16 protein-coding genes are annotated in these 17,953 nt (G+C 66.6%); 8 read left to right on the top strand and 8 right to left on the bottom strand.

All coding sequences use genetic code 11. From position 1 onward, the window contains the following. Positions 1–15: 15 nt before the first annotated feature. Together OG874_RS11970 and OG874_RS11965 are read right to left on the bottom strand one after the other, a co-directional pair. Positions 16–1,524 carry a class I adenylate-forming enzyme family protein gene (locus tag OG874_RS11970; protein ID WP_330255194.1) on the bottom strand — a complete coding sequence of 503 codons (1,509 nt, stop codon included), beginning with the start codon at positions 1,522–1,524 and terminating at the stop codon, positions 16–18. A gap of 17 nt (positions 1,525–1,541) precedes the next feature. After that, positions 1,542–1,853 carry a hypothetical protein gene (locus tag OG874_RS11965; protein WP_330255193.1) on the bottom strand — a complete coding sequence of 104 codons (312 nt, stop codon included), beginning with the start codon at positions 1,851–1,853 and terminating at the stop codon, positions 1,542–1,544. A gap of 302 nt (positions 1,854–2,155) precedes the next feature. On the opposite strand from OG874_RS11965, the gene OG874_RS11960 reads away from it, so the two are divergent. From OG874_RS11960 to OG874_RS11950, 3 genes are all read left to right on the top strand, one after another. Then, positions 2,156–2,929 carry an enoyl-CoA hydratase/isomerase family protein gene (locus OG874_RS11960; RefSeq protein ID WP_330255192.1) on the top strand — a complete coding sequence of 258 codons (774 nt, stop codon included), beginning with the start codon at positions 2,156–2,158 and terminating at the stop codon, positions 2,927–2,929. 49 nt (positions 2,930–2,978) lie between these two features. Continuing rightward, complete coding sequence (locus tag OG874_RS11955; RefSeq protein ID WP_330255191.1) at positions 2,979–3,980, top strand: LLM class flavin-dependent oxidoreductase; 1,002 nt, start codon at positions 2,979–2,981, stop codon at positions 3,978–3,980. Positions 3,981–4,124: 144 nt separating this feature from the next. Then, positions 4,125–5,603: an aldehyde dehydrogenase family protein gene (locus OG874_RS11950; protein WP_330255190.1), complete on the top strand. Its 1,479-nt coding sequence runs from the start codon at positions 4,125–4,127 to the stop codon at positions 5,601–5,603. 32 nt (positions 5,604–5,635) lie between these two features. On the opposite strand, the gene OG874_RS11945 is transcribed toward OG874_RS11950, so the two are convergent. Then, the gene (locus OG874_RS11945; protein WP_330255189.1) at positions 5,636–7,303 is read right to left on the bottom strand and encodes a thiolase C-terminal domain-containing protein; all 1,668 of its coding nucleotides are present in this window, start codon (positions 7,301–7,303) and stop codon (positions 5,636–5,638) included. Between the two features lie 110 nt (positions 7,304–7,413). Between OG874_RS11945 and OG874_RS11940 the strand changes: the two genes are divergently transcribed. Next, positions 7,414–7,884, top strand: coding sequence for a pyridoxamine 5'-phosphate oxidase family protein (locus OG874_RS11940; protein ID WP_330257268.1), 471 nt, complete (start codon positions 7,414–7,416; stop codon positions 7,882–7,884). A gap of 52 nt (positions 7,885–7,936) precedes the next feature. On the opposite strand, the gene OG874_RS11935 is transcribed toward OG874_RS11940, so the two are convergent. From OG874_RS11935 to OG874_RS11925, 3 genes are all read right to left on the bottom strand, one after another. Further along, complete coding sequence (locus OG874_RS11935; protein ID WP_330255188.1) at positions 7,937–9,448, bottom strand: MFS transporter; 1,512 nt, start codon at positions 9,446–9,448, stop codon at positions 7,937–7,939. A gap of 384 nt (positions 9,449–9,832) precedes the next feature. After that, positions 9,833–10,945 (bottom strand): ABC transporter substrate-binding protein, encoded by a 1,113-nt coding sequence (locus tag OG874_RS11930; protein ID WP_330255187.1) that lies wholly within the window; start codon positions 10,943–10,945, stop codon positions 9,833–9,835. Continuing rightward, entirely contained in the window at positions 10,946–12,118 is a 1,173-nt protein-coding gene (locus OG874_RS11925; RefSeq protein WP_330255186.1) for a thiolase family protein, read from the bottom strand. Positions 12,119–12,339: 221 nt separating this feature from the next. Here OG874_RS11925 and OG874_RS11920 point away from each other — a divergent pair, with 221 nt between their 5' ends. Together OG874_RS11920 and OG874_RS11915 are read left to right on the top strand one after the other, a co-directional pair. Next, a complete protein-coding gene (locus tag OG874_RS11920) occupies positions 12,340–13,464 on the top strand; it encodes an acyl-CoA dehydrogenase family protein (protein WP_330255185.1) in 1,125 nt (374 codons plus the stop codon). 14 nt (positions 13,465–13,478) lie between these two features. Further along, positions 13,479–14,249: an SDR family NAD(P)-dependent oxidoreductase gene (locus OG874_RS11915; protein WP_330255184.1), complete on the top strand. Its 771-nt coding sequence runs from the start codon at positions 13,479–13,481 to the stop codon at positions 14,247–14,249. Between the two features lie 134 nt (positions 14,250–14,383). Here OG874_RS11915 and OG874_RS11910 read toward each other — a convergent pair whose 3' ends face one another. Continuing rightward, entirely contained in the window at positions 14,384–15,166 is a 783-nt protein-coding gene (locus OG874_RS11910; protein WP_330255183.1) for an SDR family NAD(P)-dependent oxidoreductase, read from the bottom strand. 70 nt (positions 15,167–15,236) lie between these two features. On the opposite strand from OG874_RS11910, the gene OG874_RS11905 reads away from it, so the two are divergent. Together OG874_RS11905 and OG874_RS11900 are read left to right on the top strand one after the other, a co-directional pair. Next, positions 15,237–16,037 carry an enoyl-CoA hydratase/isomerase family protein gene (locus OG874_RS11905; RefSeq protein WP_330255182.1) on the top strand — a complete coding sequence of 267 codons (801 nt, stop codon included), beginning with the start codon at positions 15,237–15,239 and terminating at the stop codon, positions 16,035–16,037. Between the two features lie 114 nt (positions 16,038–16,151). After that, entirely contained in the window at positions 16,152–17,084 is a 933-nt protein-coding gene (locus OG874_RS11900) for an SDR family NAD(P)-dependent oxidoreductase (protein WP_330255181.1), read from the top strand. A gap of 74 nt (positions 17,085–17,158) precedes the next feature. Here the strand turns inward: OG874_RS11900 and OG874_RS11895 are convergent, their stop codons facing one another. Then, a complete protein-coding gene (locus OG874_RS11895; protein ID WP_330255180.1) occupies positions 17,159–17,875 on the bottom strand; it encodes a TetR/AcrR family transcriptional regulator in 717 nt (238 codons plus the stop codon). Between the last annotated feature and the right edge of the window lie 78 nt (positions 17,876–17,953).

Genomic DNA, 17,953 nt, shown 5'->3' with positions numbered 1-17,953 from the left:
AGCCGGTCGTGCACGTCAGCCCGCGGTCGGCTGGCGGTCCGCGGTCAGCGTTGTGACGATATCGCGGCGTACAAGCTTGCCGGTCGCGGTGCGGGGCAGTTCGGGCCAGTAGGTGATGCGGTCGGGGGTTTTCGCACCGCGCAACGTCTGCCGCACGACCGCGCGCAGTTGCTCCGCGTCGATCGCAACACCGCCGCGTGGTACGACGACGGCCTCGATGCGCTGGCCCCATTCCTCGTCCGGGATGCCGACGACGACGGCGTCGAGCACATCCGGATGTCGCAGCAGTACATCCTCGATCTCGGCGGGCGCGATATTCTCCGCGCCGCGGATGATGGTGTCATCGACCCGGCCCTCGATGTAGAGGTAGCCGTCGGCGTCGAGGCGGCCGAAGTCGCGGGTATAGAAAAAGCCCCGTTCATCGACCGACGAACCGTGTCCCGCGTATTCGCCCGAGACCTGTTCGCCGCGCACCCAGATCTGCCCCGGCTCCCCCGCCGCCACGACCGCGTCGGACTCGTCACGGACCTCCAGCTCGATTCCGGGCACCGGCCGACCGGCCGAACCGAGCCGGGCCAGCACCGCGGGATCGTCGCTGGCGATCGCCGCCCGGTGGTCCTCCGGACCGAGCACCGAGATCGTGGACGAGGTCTCCGTCAGCCCGTAGGCGTTGACGAAATCGACATGCGGCCATTCGCGCAGCGCGGCCTCGATGACGCGGCCCGGCATCTTCGCACCGCCGTACGCCAACGCGCGCAGCGTGGGCACCGACCGGTCGAGCCCCTCGGCATCCATGATCCGCGCGAGCATCGTCGGCACCACCATCGCGTTCGTGATGCGCTGCTCCCGCACGAGATCGAGCCAGCCCTCGGGCGTGAACTGCTCGAGGGTGAGTACACGCCGCCCCGCATACAGATTCGTCAGCACATTCGACACGGCGGCGATGTGGTACGGCGGCACACTCATCAACGCCGCATCCTCGACATCGGCACCCGCGAACTCCACCGTGCCGAGCACATACGACACCAGGTTGTGATGCCGCAGCACGACACCCTTCGGCGCCGAGGTCGTCCCGCTCGTATAGATCAGCACCGCCGGGGCATCGGCCGCTACCGGATCGTCGTCGCCCGCATCGCCGCTGTCGGCCGCGGCGGCGAGCCATTCGGCCGGACTCTGCACCGGCAGACCGGCCCGGCGCAACGCCTCGGCCTGCTCCGGGTCCGCAATCCCCAGCGCGCGTGGATGATTCGCCAACAGTGCGTCCAGTTGCGCACTGCCCAACCGGTAGTTCACCGGTACCAGCGGCACACCGGCCCGAGCCGCGGCGAACAGCGCCACCTGGAAGGCCGGGCCGTTCACCGCCAAGTAAATGATCGCGTCGGCGCCGGCCGCGCACACCGCACGAGCCCCGCCGCCGGACAGGGCACGCAAGCGCTCGGGGGTCAGCCCGTCCTGGGTGCGTCCGACCACGACCCGGTCACCGAATCCATCGGCGGCCATATCCAGCAGCATCGCGATATTCATGAATCGATCGCCCGCGCTCAGTCCGAAGCCGGCAGCGGCTTAGCACCCTTGAGCGGCAGCGGGACACCATTCAGCGCCAGCGTGCCCTGCCCCGCCTTGGTGCAGAGCAGCTCCACACCGCGCTCATCGTCGGCATAACGCTTACCGAGCTGCGAACCGTCCATCTGCTCGGGATCGGCGGTACCGGTGGTCCCGGCCTCCGGCCCCTTCGCATCGACCATCGCCGCCCCGCCGCAAGTGATTTCCAGATCGTCATCCGGCCAGCGAACGACGATTACCGTCGTCGCGTCGACCGTACTGGCGAGCATCTGCCCTACGCTCGGCTTCATCGCAACTACCTCCGCAGATCTCGTCGTGCCATTCTCGCCCCGAACCGCCGTGGGAGCCATTCGAACACGGCCGCCGCTCAGCAGCGGGTACCCGAGAAGAGTATACGATTAAGCTAGGCGCGGCAATGAATCGCGAATCGCCGCCGGTCCGTACTCCATCTCCACCACAGGTTTCTCCGGCACGCATCCGAGAACACGGCCCGCTCACCGAGAGCAGGCGATTTCGGCGCGGTAATTCGTTGTACTCTACTCCGACGCCGCCCCGGAAAGGCCCGCGTCTACCCCACGAACGGAGTTGCCGGATGGAGCCGAAAACCGTCCTGTACGACGTGACCGACCACGTCGCGACGATCACCCTGAACCGACCGGAAGCCATGAACAGCTTCAACCAGCAGATGCTCGAGGATTTCGACCAGATCTGGCGCGCAGTCAAATACGACGACGACGTGCACGTCGTGGTGCTGCGCGCCGCGGGCGACCGCGCGTTCTGCACCGGTATGGATGTCAAGGAGGGCTTCGACCGCCACCCCAATGTCTGGTCGCAGACCGACCCCGGCGACCGCCTGTCGCCGAAGCTCAATCAAGTATGGAAACCGCTCGTGTGCGCGGTCCAGGGCATGGCCGCGGGCGGTGCGTTCTACTGGCTCAACGAGGCCGACATCATCATCTGCTCGGATGACGCGGCATTCTTCGATCCGCATGTCAGCTATGGACTCACCGCAGCGCTCGAGCCCATCGGACTCGCCCGGCGCATCCCGCTCGGTGAGACATTGCGCATCGCCCTGCTCGGCCTCGACGAGCGCGTGTCTCCCGCGCGCGCCTTGCAGATCGGCCTGGTCAGCGAGGTGCTGCCGCGCGAACAACTCTGGGAACGCGCCGACGAACTCGCACACATCATCGCCGCCAAACCACCGGCCGCGATCCAGGGCACGGTCCGGGCGATCTGGGAATCGCTCGATTCGCACCGCACCCAGGCGCTGCGCACCGGACTGTCCTATACCCAGATCGGCAACCCGATCGGGAAGGCCGAAGTCGACCGCGCCAACGTGCCGAGGCGGAAGTGGACGCTGCGATGACGCTCACGTACTCTGCGGAAAAGAGTATACGTTTTTAAGGAGAACGCTCATGAGGTTCGGTATCCCGTGGCCCGGTCGTGACGTCGCGCGCGTGGCCGAACAGGCCGGTGTCGGCGCGTTCTGCACCGGAGACTTCGTCGACCACGATGCCTACCTCAACCTGGCCGAGATGGTGACCGGCACCGAGCGGGCCCTGGTCGGCCCCGCCATCGCCTACGCATTCGCCCGCACGCCGTACGCGCACGCCACCGCGATGCGTCAGTTGCACGCACAGGCCCCCGGCCGACTGTTTCTCGGGCTCGGCACCGCCGCCTTTCGGATAAATCGCGACTGGTTCGGCGTACCGGCCGATCGTCCGGTGGACCGGGTGGCCGAGACCGTCGAGGTCATCCGCGCCTGGCTGCACGCCGAAAACGGCGACAAGATCAGCTATTCCGGCGAGTTCTACTCGATCGACGCCGACGTCCGCGCCCCCGTATTCGGCCGACTCGAGATCCCGATCCTGCTGGCCGGCTTCAACACCCGCATGGCCGCCACCGCGGGCCGCGTCGGCGACGGTGTCATCGGGCACGGGCTGTTCACGCGCTCCTGGTGGAACGATGTCGTGCGCCCCGCCGTCGAGCGCGGTGCGACCGCCGCCGGCCACACCGAGCGCCCCCTCGAACACGGCTGGATCATCACCGCCGTCGACGATGCCGCACCCGAACGCGCCATCGCCGACGCCCGGCGCATGATCGCCTTCTACCTCACGGTCAAGACCTACGACCCGTTCGTCGCGCATCACGGCTGGGAAGATCCGGTCGAGCGGCTGCGCACGGCGTTCCGCGCCGGGGACACCGATGCGATGGCCGCGGCCGTCACCGATGAGATGCTCACCGAGATCGCTGTCTGCGGCACCACCGCCGAGGCCCGCGACGCCCTCAAACGCCGCACCGACTCGATCGCCCGCGATGTCGGCTACTTCGCACCACCGTCCTATCTGGTGAGTCGCAAACGCCGCGCCGCCTACGCCGAAGCCAGCCTCGCGCTGATCGACATCGTGTCGGCCTGATCCAGGCCAGGGACACACCGCTCACCGGAAAAGCCGCCCGTCCCGACCCTAGAAATTCAGTACACTTTGAAAGCAGCGGTCGACGCTCCCCCCGCAAGCCGGGCCGAGGCAACGACGTACCGCGGGGCAATCAGGAGACAGCAGATGACAACGGCGTACTCGTTCTCTTCCCAGCTCTATATCGACGGACGCTGGCGCGATGCCGAATCGGACGCGCGCGTCACCGTGCGCAATCCAGCGACGGAGGAGACGATCGCAGAGGTCCCGCAGGCCGCGCTTGCCGACGTGCGGCGTGCGATCACCGCCGCGCGCAAGGCTTTCGACGATGGCCCGTGGCCCCGGACGAAACCCGCCGAACGGGCCGCGGTGCTGCTGCGGATGGCCGCGGAAATGGAGCGCCGCCTGCCTGAGCTCGCCGCTGTCAACATGGCCGAGGCCGGATCGGTGCGCGGGCTGGCGGAGACCCTGCAGACCCGACTTCCGGTGGCGCACCTGCGCGATATGGCCGAGCGGGTGATGCCTGCCTTCGCCTGGGAGCGCCCGATGGATCCGACCATCATGCCGGGCGTCGGCGTCTTCCAGGGGCAATACCGCCGGGAGCCCTTCGGCGTGTGCGCGCTGATCTCGGCCTACAACTTCCCGTTCTTCCTCAGCATGATGAAGCTGATCCCCGCCCTCGCCGCGGGCTGCACCGTCGTACTGAAACCCGCACCCACCACCCCGCTGGAAGCGCTGCTGATCGGCGACTTCGCCGAGGCGGCCGGACTGCCGCCGGGCGTGCTGAACATCGTCACCGGCGATATCGAGGCCGGTCAGGAACTGACCACCAACCCCATGGTGGACCTGGTCAGCTTCACCGGGTCGGACACCGTCGGCCGGATGGTCTACACCCAGGCCGCGGCGTCGATGAAGAAGGTCATCCTCGAACTCGGCGGCAAATCCGCGAGTATCGTCCGCGCCGACGGCGACCTCGACGGAGCCGTCCGGTCCGCGCTCGTCGGCATCACAACCCATGCGGGCCAAGGTTGTTCACTGCTGACCCGCACGATCGTGCACGAGTCGGTCCACGACGAACTCGTCGAGCGGATCCGCGCCGGCCTGGCCGGGGTCCGGGTCGGCGATCCCGCGGACGAATCCACCACCATGGGCCCGTTGATCAGCCAGGCACAGCGCGACAAGGTGGAGAAGCTGATCCGCACCGGCGCGGAGGAAGGGGCACGGATCGTCACCGGCGGCGGACGTCCCGCCGGGCTCGACAAGGGCTACTTCTTGGAGCCGACCCTGTTCACCGGTGTCGACAACTCGATGACGATCGCGCAGACGGAGTTCTTCGGCCCGGTCGGCGTGGTGATCCCGTTCCGCACCGACCAAGACGCGATCCGGATCGCCAACGACAGCCCCTACGGCTTGGCCGGCGCCGTCTGGAGCGCCGATACCGCGACCGCCTATGAGATCGCGACCCAGATCCGCGCCGGCGGCGTCACCATCAACGGCGGCAGCACCGGCGTGAACCCGCGAACAGCCTTCGGCGGATATAAACAGAGCGGAATCGGCCGCGAATGGGGCGAATTCGGGCTGGACGAATACTTGCAGATCAAGAGCATCAATTGGGCCGCCCGCTGAGCCGGTCGGCGCCGCGTCGCGCTACCTGATCCTCACCCACGTCGCAGCAGCAAGGCACTGCCGGGGGCCCCGCCCCCGGTAGTGACGACCGCGACACCGGCATCCTTCACCTGGCGGCCCTGCGCATCCCCCCGAAGTTGCAGGATCGCCTCGCGGACGTAGCCGAAGCCGTGCAAGCGACCGGCAGATAGCTGTCCGCCGTGCGGGTTCAGCGGGAGACGTCCATCGAGCGCGATCCCACGTCCTTGATCGATGAACTCACTCGCGCCACCCGGCTCACAGAACCCGAGTCCTTCCAGCCAGGACACCGCGTTGAAGGTGAACCCGTCGTACAGCAGGGCGAGATCGACGTCGTCCGGTCGCAGTGCGGTGCGGGTCCACAGGTGTCGGGACGGCCCAATGGTCTGCGGCTCGTGCGTCAATGTGTCCTGGTCCCAGCTCAGGCGCTCGAGAATCTGTGTACCGACCGCGTCGACCAGCACTGCCGGTCGTGGACGGTCCGGAACGGTTTCGACGGCCGAGACGATCACCGCGACGGCGCCGTCGACCGGTACGTCGCAGTCGAAGAGACCGAACGGAGTAGACACCATCCGGGCCGCGAAATAGTCGTCGATCGTGAACGGCTCCCGATACACCGCCTCGGGATTGCGGGCAGCGTTGGCTCGCGTGTTGACCGCGATCCAGCCCAGCGTCGACCGGTCACCGCCGTACCGATGGAAGTAATGGGATGCTTGCATCGCGATCCAGTTCGCCGCGGATACCGCGCCGAACGGCGCCCGTTCCTCCATCATCCCGGTCGCGCGGCCGGTCGATGCGTCGAACTGCCCCGATCGGACCATGGCCGCGTACGACGACTCCCAGACAGTACGAAAGCAGAGCACATGGCGGCACAGTCCGGAGGCGACTGCCAGCATCGCGGTGATGATCGCGCCGGCCTGCCCCGGGGTGTCGCCGGCGCCGTTGATCCACGTCGGCCGGAGCTGCAACGCCTCGACCAAGGGCGCGATCCCGCCCTCGGACATGCCAGGCGACCCGACCCGGCCGGGATAAGTGGAGAGCCCGTCGATCTCGTCCAGCGTCAGTCCGGCATCCTCGACGGCCTGCGTACATGCCTCGACGGTGAGCGCGAGCGGATCGACCATGAGCCTGCGCCCGACGCGCGACTGTCCGACCCCGGTCAGGGCCACCCGTTCTTCGAACTTCAGCGCCGACGCCATCGGACGCAGGACGGCCGTGACATCCCTCGGCGCCGGCAGTTCGAGCGTCTCACCCTGGCGATCGGGGTCGGGTTCGAACAGCGGGAGATAGACATCCTCCGCCTTCTCGAATACCACGCGCACCGGCATTCCGATGCGCACGTCCTCGATATCGCAGTTGACGATGTTGGTGGTCAGCCGGACACCGGCGTCCTCTTCGAGCGCGACGATCGCGATGACATAAGGCGGCGGGAATGCCGGCAACCACTGCTGATGGTTCACGGTGAAGCCCGCAACCACCCCGCGCCCGGAGACCGCGGCCATCGCCACGTTGCCGCTGCGGCACACACGGCAGCGAGGCAGCGGTGGATGTGTGTAGGCCCCGCAATCGGCACATCCGAGGATGCGCAACACCCCGTCACTGCCCGAGGACCAGAACTTCGCGCTGGCGAGTGTCGGCTGGGGCAGCGGTCGCACTGGCTTCGACGGGTCCTCAGGTGGCATCGACTATCCTTTCAGTACGATCTATATCGTATACTCTATTTTCTGGCCACGACCAAGTGCACAACACCATCGATCCGAGAACACGACAGTTAGGACGACTCATGGCACAGGTGCGACAACAACGTCGCGGTCGGGTTATCGCGATGACGGCAGCGGAGGTGGATGATTTCCTGGCCACCGAGCGAACGTGCCGAGTCGCGACCGTCAGCGCAGACGGCCGACCACACGTCGCCCCCTTATGGTTCGTCTGGGACGGCACCGACCTGTGGCTCAACTCGATCGTTCGCAGCCAGCGCTGGACAGATATCGTCCGCAACCCCCGGATTGCGGTAGCGGTGGACGCCGGCGTCGAGTTCAACGAACTCCGCGGCGTGGAACTCACCGGCACGGTCGCGCCGATCGGCGATGTCCCACGTACCACCACACCCAACCCCGAGCTGGCCGCTGCCGAGCAACTCTTCGCCCGCAAGTACATGGGCCACGACAATTTCACACCGGACGGCCGACACGCATGGCTACGGCTCACCCCAGAAAAGGTGACCAGCTGGGACTTCCGAAAGCTCGCCGGACTCTCCCGCTGAGCGGGAAAGGGTGGCCACGCGGATTCCGCGTGGCCGCCCTTTCACCTGTGCATCAGTGCGCGAAGACCACCGCCACCTCTTGGTCGTCGTCGGCGATCTGTGTCGCGGGCACCTCCAACTGCGCGATCCTGCGGGGAAGCAGCACAGCGAGCAACGCGCCGATGCCCGACGCGACCGCACCGATCAGGAAGGCGATCTGGAATCCCTTATCGGTGTAGAAGGTATGACCCTGCGTCATTTCCGGCGGGAACGCAGCGATGTACGAGTTGTTCAACACGGCGAATGCGATCACCGGCAGAACCGACGCGATAACGCTCTGTGCCACGCTGACGATGCTCGCGGTGCTGGCCTGCAGTTGCGGGGGAACCGCCTCGATCAGCAGATTCGGCACCGCCGCGTAGGCCAGACCCATGCCCGTACCGGCCAGACCCGCGAAGACCAGCAGCAATGGCTTGTTGGTGTGGCTCAGCGCGGTGCATACGAACGCGGCCGAAAACATCAGCAGGCCGACGATCATCAGTAGGCGCGGCCGGACATTGCGGCCGACCAGGATTCCGACTACCACGCCGCCGACCACGACCATGCCGCCGATCGGTGCCTGGAAGACCGCGAATCCCTTTGCGCTGACACCGAATCCGTAGCCGAGTCCCATGACGGCCGGCGTCATGGCCATCATCGGCAGCAGGATGGTGAACAGTGCGCTACAGCCGTAGGCCATACCGGAACTGATAGCGGTCAGCCACACCGGCCGCCTGCGCAGGACGGCCAGATCGACCAGCGGGGCGGCGACCATCCCGGCCGAGGCCAGCCAGCCGACCAGCAACGCGGTACCACCGAAGAGGTAGGCCAGCGTCGATCCATTCGTCCATCCCCAGGTCGGGCCGAAGCTGAGCGCGACGAGAACGCCGGCGATACCCGCACCGAGCAGCACCGCCCCCAGCAGATCGATCTTCGACCGCAGGCGCACGGCGGATTCCTCGGTACTGACGAAGATCATGGCGCCGAACACCACCATCGCGATCACGAAGAACCAGAAGATGCTGCGCCAGCCGTGGTTGTCGAGAAACCAGCCGGTGAGAAATGGGGCGGGAATCGCAACGAGGCCCAGACCGCTGGTAACGATGCTGACCGCGAGCGCAATCGTCTTGGGCGGGAAGATATCCCGGATCAGCGAATAGGTCAGGAACACGCACGGAATCAGCACGCCCGACAGCGCCCGCCCGGCAACCAGCACCGCGTAGCTGGACGCGACGGCGGAGAGCAACGATCCCACTGTTGCCACGACTACGCACAGCAGTAACAGTTTGCGCTTGCCGTACATATCGGCGAGCTTGCCGACGAGCGGGCCCGTCACGGCGCCGACCAGCAGCATCGCGGTGAGCAGCCATGCGCCCTGCGTCGTCTGGAAGTGCGCGGAGATGGCCGGGATCGACATCGAGATCATGATGTAGCTGACCGTGAGTACCTCGAGCAGCAGCAGCATCGAGGCCATCGAGAAGACCAGCTTCGGTGTCCAATTCTGTGCGGCGCCAGGCGATTCGCCCGGCCGGGTAACAGCGTCCATTATTCGGGGGTCCTTTCGGGTTCCTGCTCGGGACTCTCGCTTCTGGATTGCGCCGTGTAGTCGAGCCGTGCAGTTATTCGGTGATCGCATCGCCGCCGCCCACAGCTGGGGGCGAGTGCGTAATGGACATCACAGCCCGCATATGACCTGTCGTATATCGGTCTTTCCGCTCAGCGGGAAGTCCAGCACTCGAAGTGCGTTTATTGCAGCGCCAGGAATGTTGTTGAAGTGGCAATTCAGGCGATTAGCAGAGTTCTCACCACCCGACTATGACCACTGGTGAGAAGTATCGGAAGATATAGCGATCGGCAATAACGGCCCACAAACCACTGTGGGCCGAGGCGCATGACGCAGCGCCTCGGCCCACACAACGCGATAGCCGTCCTACTTCGGGACCACCTTCAGATCGGGGATCTGCTCACCACAAGCAGGCGCGCCCGCCGGATCCGGTACGAATTTATCGCCACGCAGGATGGAGACGAACGAGCAGTTACCCGGGCCGCCGACCGAGTAGTCCCCGCGCTTCTCGAAGTCGGCCGGCTTCGGAAACAGGCCGCCGGCGGTAAAACTCTTGTCGGCGCGCAGTGCGGTCATCAACTGTTCTCGACTTGCAGTGCACCCAGCCTTCTCCAACCCGTGAATGAGCAGGTCAGCACTGATCCAGCCCACTGCCATGGAGAACGAAGGAAGCCCCGACTGCGACCCCGCATACTGCTTCAGCGCCGCCGACCACGCCTGCGTCGCCTCGGTGTTCAATTCCACTGGTGCGTAGGAGGTAAGGAACCCGATCCCCTGCGCCGCAGCGACAGCGGGCGGCGACTTCAGCAGATCCGCCCCGTAACCGACCGCGAGCAGCACCGATTTCATCTCGACCCCGGCCTGACGCAGCCCGGCCACCAGTGCGAACGCGGTATCCGGAAGCGCCAGGGTGTACAGCACATCAGCGCCGGACTCCTTGATACCCAGGACGGCCGGACCGACGTCCATGGGACCGAGCGGGACACGCTCATTGACGTACCCCCGTGTGAGACCGGCACGCTCCGCCGACAGGACCGCACCTTCGGCCGACTTCGACGCGCTCGGAGTGTTAGGAGCCACTACCGCGACCTTGGTGCCGCCGAGCTTCTTCCAGTAGTCACCGAATGTCGTAGCGGCCTTGTTGTAGTCGGTACCCGACATCGCCGCGAACAGGTTCTCGTACTTCGGGTTGAACCACTGCTCACCACCGTCGAACGCACCGCCGAGGAACGGCGTCCCCTTGGCTTGGGTGCCCGCGTACTGGCCCGCACCGTAGAAGAAGGTGCTGATCGGCAGCACCGCGTATACGTGTTCCTGCTGCACCAGACGTTGGGTCGCGGTCAACGCGCCGATCAACCCCCGCCGCATCGCGATGGTCATCGCGTTGCGCGCCGCCGGACGAGCCAACCTCAGCCATAGGACACCGTCCGACCAACGGCAGTCGAGCCCCTCGACCGCGAGATCCTCGAGCACGGTCACTCAGGCCGTGATGACCATGGCCGAGCCCATGCCGCCACCCGCGCACATCGCCGCGACCGCGGTTCCGCCACCGCGACGACGCAGCTCGTGCGCCAGGGTCACGATCATGCGGGCACCGGTCGTCGCGATCGGATGCCCGAGACTGCAACCGCTGCCGAACGGATTCACCCGCTCCGGGTCGAGACCCAACTCCCGCACGGCGGCCACGGCCACCGACGCGAAGGCCTCGTTCACCTCGAACAGATCGACGTCGTCGATGCCGAGCCCGGCCCGATCCAGCGCCTTGCGGATCGCGGCGATCGGCGCGAGTCCGGTGCGCACCGGATCGACGCCGACGCTCGCCCAGGACCGGACCGTCGCGATCGGCGTGCGCCCGTGTTCGGCGGCGAATTCGGAGCTGGCGACGAGGACCGCGGCAGCACCGTCGTTCACGCCGCTGGCGTTTCCGGCCGTAATGGAGAAGCCCTCGATCTCCGGGTGCAGCACCTTCAACGCGGCCAGTTTCTCGATGCTGGTGCCGCGCCGCGGATGTTCGTCGACCTCGAAGACCGATGCGGCCCCGTCGCGATCGGTGACCTTGACCGGGACGATCTCATCGACGAAGTGGCCATCGTCGATCGCCCGGATGGCCCGCTCGTGCGAGCGCACGGCCCACGCGTCCATCTCCGCCCGGGAGATGCCGGCCAACCGCGCCGTATTCCACCCGACCAGAATCCCCATATCGTTATTGGGCGCCTCGGGCGTCGAAACGTGCGAGGGCGACATCCACGGGTCCTGCCAGTCGTCGGTGCCCGGAATCCGCCGCCGCGATACCGGAGCCGTGGACGAGGACTGCGTCCCACCGGCGATCACCGCGCGATCCATGCCACAGCGCACGCTCGCCGCGGCGGTCCCGATGCTCGCCAATCCGGAGGCACAGTGCCGGTTGTGCGCCAGGCCCGGCACATGAGTCAGGCCGGCCTCGAGTGCGGCGTAACGGGCGATATCGCCGCCACCGGCCAGGGACTCACCGAGGATGACGTCATCGATGGCCTCGACCGGCAGTCCGGAGCGCTGCGCGGCCTCGCGGACGACGAGGGTGGCCAGGTCGAAGGCGCTGGTATCGCGCAGGGTGCCCTTGCGGGCGGTACCGATCGCGGTGCGGCAGGCAGCGAGGATAACGGCGTCAGTCATATAATTCGTTGTACTCTATTATGGCGCTACTCGGTAGAGTCACGGCTCGACCACCAGCCAACAGGCGGTCGACCGACGGCGCCGAATACCGAAACGCACGAGGTCATAGACCATCTTTGAACGATGCACCGCGCACAGGACGAATGTGCGGACATCTTCACTCGCTGAGCAAAAAAGGATACCTTCTCTGTGGTACGTGCTGTTGATATAGGTGGTGACCGGTGAACTTCGAACTCAGTGACGAGCAGACGATGCTGCGCGAAGCGTGGCGCGATCTGCTCGCCGACCGGGCCCCGATCGGCGTGGTACGAAGCCGGTTGGACCGCGATGAGGATGTCGACCCCGCGCTGTGGCGGCTGGCGGCCGAACTCGGCTGGCTCGGTATCGGGCTGCCCGAGCAATACGACGGGGCCGACCAGGGCCTGGTCGAGCTCGCACTGCTCGCCGAAGAGACCGGACGCGCACTCGGGCGCGGACCATTCCTGCCCAACGCGATCGTCGGCCAGGCGATCACCACTACGGGGTCGCCGCGACTGCAGGCCGAGGTGCTGCCCGCACTGGCCTCCGGTTCGGGCTGGGCCACTTGGGCTTTCGCCGAACCGCAGGCGCCGTGGACCATCGACGGCGTGCGCACCACCTTCTGCGCCGAAGGAGACATGATCGTCCTCGATGGGGTCAAGACCGCGGTACAGGACGCGGGCGGCGCCCGCTGGCTGCTGGTCACCGCACAACACGAAGGCATCCCGCGCTCGTTCCTCGTCGACCGGGACGCATCCGGTGTCACCGTCCGGCGCCAACAGGTCCTGGATCCGACCCGCGCGTTCTATGCGGTTCGGCTCGACGGCGTGCGCGTGCCGGCCGACCGCCGCCTCGACGGCGGGCCCACCGAGGTCCAGCGACTGCTCGACTATGCGTCGGTGCTGCGCTGCGCCGAGGCGCTCGGGGTGCTGGCGCGCATGCTCGAGATGACCGTCGACTACGTCAAGGTCCGGGTGCAGTTCGGGCAGCCGATCGGCACCTTCCAGGCCGTCAAGCACGCCTGCGCCGAGATGGCACTGCTGGTGCACGGCACCCGCGCCGCCACCTACTACGCGGCCATGGCCGAGGACGCGGGCGCCGACGACGCAGCTCGTGCGGCCTGTGTCGCGTCGTCCTACACCTCGGCCGCAGTCGGCGCCGTCGCGGGCCGCGCACTGCAGCTGCACGGCGGCATCGGCTTCACCTGGGAGCACGACCTGCACCTCTACCTGCGCAGGGCCGAGGCCGACGGTGTGCTCTACGGGGACACCACCATTCACCGCGATCGGCTCTGCACGCTGTTGCAGCAGTCGCCGGCATCCGTTTAGGCGAAAGGAATTCGATGGAGATCAAGGGCAAGAAGGCCGTGGTGTTCGGCGGCGCGTCCGGGATGGGCCGGGCCAGTGCCGAATTACTGGCAGCCCGCGGCGCGGACGTCGCGGTACTCGACCGGCCCGGCTCGACCGGCGCCGAAATCGCCGCGGCAATCGGCGCGAGCTTCCACCCGGTCGACATCACCGACTTCGCGGCGACCGAGCACGCGCTCGCCGCCGCCGTGCAATCCCTTGGCGGACTGCATATCTCGGTCACCACCGCGGGCGGCGGCAAAGTGCAGCGCACGCTGGGCAAGAACGGCCCGCACGACCTGGAGACCTTCCGCCAGGTGCTCGACCTCAACGCCGTGGCCACCTTCAATATCAGCCGACTCGCCGCCGCGCATATGAGCCGCAACGAACCCGAAGATCCCGAGGACACCGGCGAACGCGGCGTCATCATCAACACGTCCTCGGTCGCCGCCTTCGAAGGCCAGATCGGCCAGGTCGCTTATACGGCCGCCAAGGCCGCCATCGCCGGAATGTGCCTCACGATGGCCCGCGACCTGGGCTCGCTCGGCATCCGCGTGCTGGCCATCGCACCGAGCCTGTTCGATACCGGCGCCACCAGCAAGATTCCCGACGAGACCCGGGCCGTACTGGTGAAGGACGCGGCGTTCCCCAAGCGGCTCGGCCGTCCAGAGGAGTACGCCAAGCTCGCCCTCGCGATCATCGACAACCCCATGCTGAACGGCCAATGCCTGCGCTTGGACGCGGGCCAGCGATTCGCCCCGAAGTAATCCACGCCGAAGGGCCCGCCGAACGCGGGCCCTGCACGCACCACCCACCGCCTGCTCAGCGCCTCTCGCTGAGCTGGAGACTGGTCGCGACCGACCGACGATCACGACCGATCGGCTCTGGATCGCAGCCGCCGTCACATCAACGAATACCCACCGTCGACCGTGATCGTCGTTCCGGTCACATAGGCCGAGGATGCCGAGGCCAGGAACAGATAGACCCCGGGCAGATCGGCGGGGGTGCCCCACCGTTCGAGTGCCGTATGCCCGACGATGTCGTTCTCGCGTTCCTCGTCGCGGTGCCAGTGTCTGCCCATCCCGGTGTCGAACCAGCCGAGCGCCACCGCGTTGACCGTGATCGCGCGCGGTCCGAGTTCCTGCGCCAACGCGGCCACAAGGGCATGCGCGCCGCTCTTGGAGGCCGCGTACGCGGCAAGTCCACGCCGGGGCCGGTCACCGATCACCGAACCCGTCACGATGATGCGACCGCCCTGCTCCATCACCGCCGCGGCCGCGCGCGCCCCGAGAAATGTCCCGGTCAGGTTCACATCGATGATGTCGCGCCAGACCTCGGGCTTCATCTGCGCGACCGTCGCGACCTCGGGCGACACTCCGGCATTGCAGATCCACACATCGACACCGCCGAAGCGGTCGAGCATGCGTTCGGCCACGGTCTCGTTGAACTCGTCCGCCCGCACATCCCCGGCGCAGACGACGGGATCGCCGTGCAGCGTGGCGGCCACCTGCTCGAGTGCGTTCTCCGAGCGCGCCACCAGACCGAGCCGTGCGCCCGCGGCGTCGAAGGCCGTCGCGAGGACCCGCCCCAAACCGCGCCCGGCACCGGTTATGACAACTCGTCGCCCCGATACATCGGCGTGCCCCATACCCATTTGCATCTCACCGTCCATCCGCACTGTCACCGAGCTACGATTTATTTGACCGGTCGGTACACTATTGCCGAACTTAGCACATCTCCGGAGGCACCGAACAATGATCAGCAGCCCAGAACCCGCCAAAGTGCGACTCGAGCCCTACCCCGGCGATGAGCAGCTGGCCATCCTGCGCATCGAACGTCCCCCGGTGAACGCGCTCGACCAATCCATGTGGGACCTCCTGGAGAACGCGGCGGCGGCTCTGCACGGCAATACGACCTATCGGGCGGTCGTCATCACCGGCGGCGCCGAACATTTCGCGGCCGGCGCCGACGTCAAGGAGATGCTCGACCTGAGCGTCCCGGAATTCGACCGCCGCAACCGGGTGCTCCAGCAGGCGTTTCACGCCGTGGCGACCGCCCCGCAGATCACCATCGCGGCCGTCAACGGCTACGCGCTCGGCGGCGGCTGTGAGCTGGCGCTCGCGGCCGACTTCCGCATCGCCGGGCGCGGCGCCACCTTGGGCCTGCCCGAGATCACCCTCGGAATCATGCCCGGATCCGGTGGGACGCAACGTCTTTCACGAACGATCGGCATCGCCGGGGCGAAGGATCTCATCCTGTCCGGACGCCTCGTGCGCGCGGAAGAAGCACTGCGGATCGGCCTCGTCGATCAACTGGTCGACGACGCTGAGGTGTTCGACACCGCAGTCGCGAAGGGCCTGACATACGCGCGCGGACCATGGGCGCTGCGGTACGCCAAACAAGCGATCGACGCGGGCGCGGGCCTGCCGATCGACCACGGACTGGCCCTGGAAGCCGACCTCATCACCGAATGCTTCGCCAGCGCGGACGCGCGGCACGGCCTGCGCAGCTTCGTCGAGGACGGCCCGCGCAAGGCAACGTTTCAGGGCCGATGACCAAACGATCCGTCTGCGTCACACCTAGTTGTGTGTACCGACCGGTTGATCTAATGTGGTGTGAACTGGGTCACCGGGTTCCGGATCGACAATGGAGTACGACAGGAGTCACCTATGAGTGAGTTGAGTTTCGAAGGACGGGTGGCGGTCGTCACCGGCGCGGGTCGCGGCATCGGGCGGGCCCACGCCCTGCTCCTGGCGAAACGCGGCGCGAGTGTCGTCGTCAACGACCTCGGTGGATCAATGGAGGGCGAGGGTTCCGACGTCGGACCGGCGCAATCGGTCGTCGACGAGATCGTCGCCGCCGGCGGTGCCGCGGCGGCCGACACCAACGATGTCTCCACCGAAGCCGGCGCCAAGGCGATCATCGACACCGCGATCGATCGGTTCGGCCGCATCGATATCGTCGTCAACAACGCGGGAATCGTCAGGTACGCGGGTTTTCCGGAGGTCGATCTGGACAACCTCGAGCGCCACCTCGCGGTGCACCTCATCGGTTCGTTCAACACGACCCGGGCCGCATGGCCGCATTTCGTCGAACAGGGCTACGGCCGGGTCGTGCTGACGACCTCGAGCGGCGTATTGGGTCTCGACAACAACCTGTCCTACGCGACCGCGAAGGCCGGTCTGATCGGATTGGCGCGCAGCGCGAAGCTTTCCGGCGAACCGCATGGGATCAAGCTCAATCTCATCGCGCCTGCGGCGCAGACCCGCATGGCCGGGACCGCCGAACTCAGCGATGACGCCGAGCCCGTGCCCGGTCAGCCGTTCATGCCCTCCGGACTCGTCGCGCCGATGGTCGCGTTCCTGGCCCACGAGAGCTGCCCGGTCAGCGGTGAGATCTACACGGCCGGAGCCGGTCGCTTCGCGCGGTTGTTCCTCGCCTCGACCGAGGGTTACGTGCACGAGGGTCCGGCCACCATCGAGGATGTCGCCGAGAATTGGGATGCGATCAATGACGAGACGGGTTACTACGTGCCCGCCGATCTGATGAGCTGGTCCGGCGCGTTCCTGAAGCACCAGTTCGCACATCTCGCGACGTCGTAGCCCAGAACCAGCCGGCCCCGAAATGCCGCTGGCCGTGACCCTGGTGGAGGGTCACGACCAGCGGCACCGGGGATTCAGTGATCCAGCCCCTTTGCCAGTAGCACACCGAGAACCGATCGGCCGTACTCCAGTTCCGCCTCCGCCGCCGCCAGGTCCAGCGGCTCGGTGAGGATCCCGTTCAAGAAGATCTCGCAGTAGAAGCGGGCGAGTTCCTCGACCTTCAGGTCCGCACGGCGCGATACCCACTGATAGGTGTAGTTGTGCAGGTTCAGATACGCGAGCATCGCGAGTTCCAGATCTTGCACCCGCAGCTTGCCCTGGCTGTGCCCATCGGCGAGCACGCTGCGGATCTGCGATTCGAAACGCTGTCGCTTGGTCCGGAACCGGATGCGGTATTCGCCCTGCAGCTGGTGATATTCGTGCAGGAAGACCCACACGTGGTCTTGTCGGTGCACGATCTGGCGCAGCAATGATTCCGACAGCAACCACAGGCGCGCTTGAAAACTGATGTCCAGCCGCACGATCGCCGATGCCTCCACGAGCAGCGGATCCAGTACGCGGTCGTGGATCTCGGCCAGCAGGGCGTCCTTCGAACCGATGTAGTAGTAGAGCGCGCCACGGGCCAGCCCGGCGGCCTCGCCGATATCGGCCACGCCGGTGCTCGCGTAGCCGTTCTTCGAGAACAGCTCTACCGCGACATCCACGACCTGTTCGCGTTTGCGGTAATAACGTGCGGTCTTCGCACGCTCCTGGCGTGGGGTCTTGCCGTGCTCCGTTCGCACTGTAGGCATCTCACCGATCCTTAAACCTGTACGCCACCAAGGAAATACCCGACGGCCGGTGACACGAACCCCTCACGGTACACAATC

Origin of the sequence: Nocardia sp. NBC_00565, assembly GCF_036345915.1 — a bacterium.
Classification (GTDB): Bacteria; Actinomycetota; Actinomycetes; order Mycobacteriales; family Mycobacteriaceae; genus Nocardia.
The sequence above is the reverse complement of the archived record's forward strand: the minus strand, read 5'-3'. Positions and strand labels throughout refer to the sequence as shown.

Excerpts from the sequence above, each read along its gene's own strand:
- OG874_RS11900 (WP_330255181.1), top strand. The coding sequence starts at position 16,152 with ATGAGTGAGTTGAGTTTCGAAGGACGGGTGGCGGTCGTCACCGGCGCG.
- OG874_RS11935 (WP_330255188.1), bottom strand. The coding sequence starts at position 9,448 with ATGGACGCTGTTACCCGGCCGGGCGAATCGCCTGGCGCCGCACAGAAT.
- OG874_RS11915 (WP_330255184.1), top strand. The coding sequence starts at position 13,479 with ATGGAGATCAAGGGCAAGAAGGCCGTGGTGTTCGGCGGCGCGTCCGGG.
- OG874_RS11965 (WP_330255193.1), bottom strand. The coding sequence starts at position 1,853 with ATGAAGCCGAGCGTAGGGCAGATGCTCGCCAGTACGGTCGACGCGACG.
- OG874_RS11895 (WP_330255180.1), bottom strand. The coding sequence starts at position 17,875 with ATGCCTACAGTGCGAACGGAGCACGGCAAGACCCCACGCCAGGAGCGT.
- OG874_RS11960 (WP_330255192.1), top strand. The coding sequence starts at position 2,156 with ATGGAGCCGAAAACCGTCCTGTACGACGTGACCGACCACGTCGCGACG.
- OG874_RS11955 (WP_330255191.1), top strand. The coding sequence starts at position 2,979 with ATGAGGTTCGGTATCCCGTGGCCCGGTCGTGACGTCGCGCGCGTGGCC.
- OG874_RS11905 (WP_330255182.1), top strand. The coding sequence starts at position 15,237 with ATGATCAGCAGCCCAGAACCCGCCAAAGTGCGACTCGAGCCCTACCCC.
- OG874_RS11925 (WP_330255186.1), bottom strand. The coding sequence starts at position 12,118 with ATGACTGACGCCGTTATCCTCGCTGCCTGCCGCACCGCGATCGGTACC.
- OG874_RS11945 (WP_330255189.1), bottom strand. The coding sequence starts at position 7,303 with ATGCCACCTGAGGACCCGTCGAAGCCAGTGCGACCGCTGCCCCAGCCG.
- OG874_RS11950 (WP_330255190.1), top strand. The coding sequence starts at position 4,125 with ATGACAACGGCGTACTCGTTCTCTTCCCAGCTCTATATCGACGGACGC.
- OG874_RS11970 (WP_330255194.1), bottom strand. The coding sequence starts at position 1,524 with ATGAATATCGCGATGCTGCTGGATATGGCCGCCGATGGATTCGGTGAC.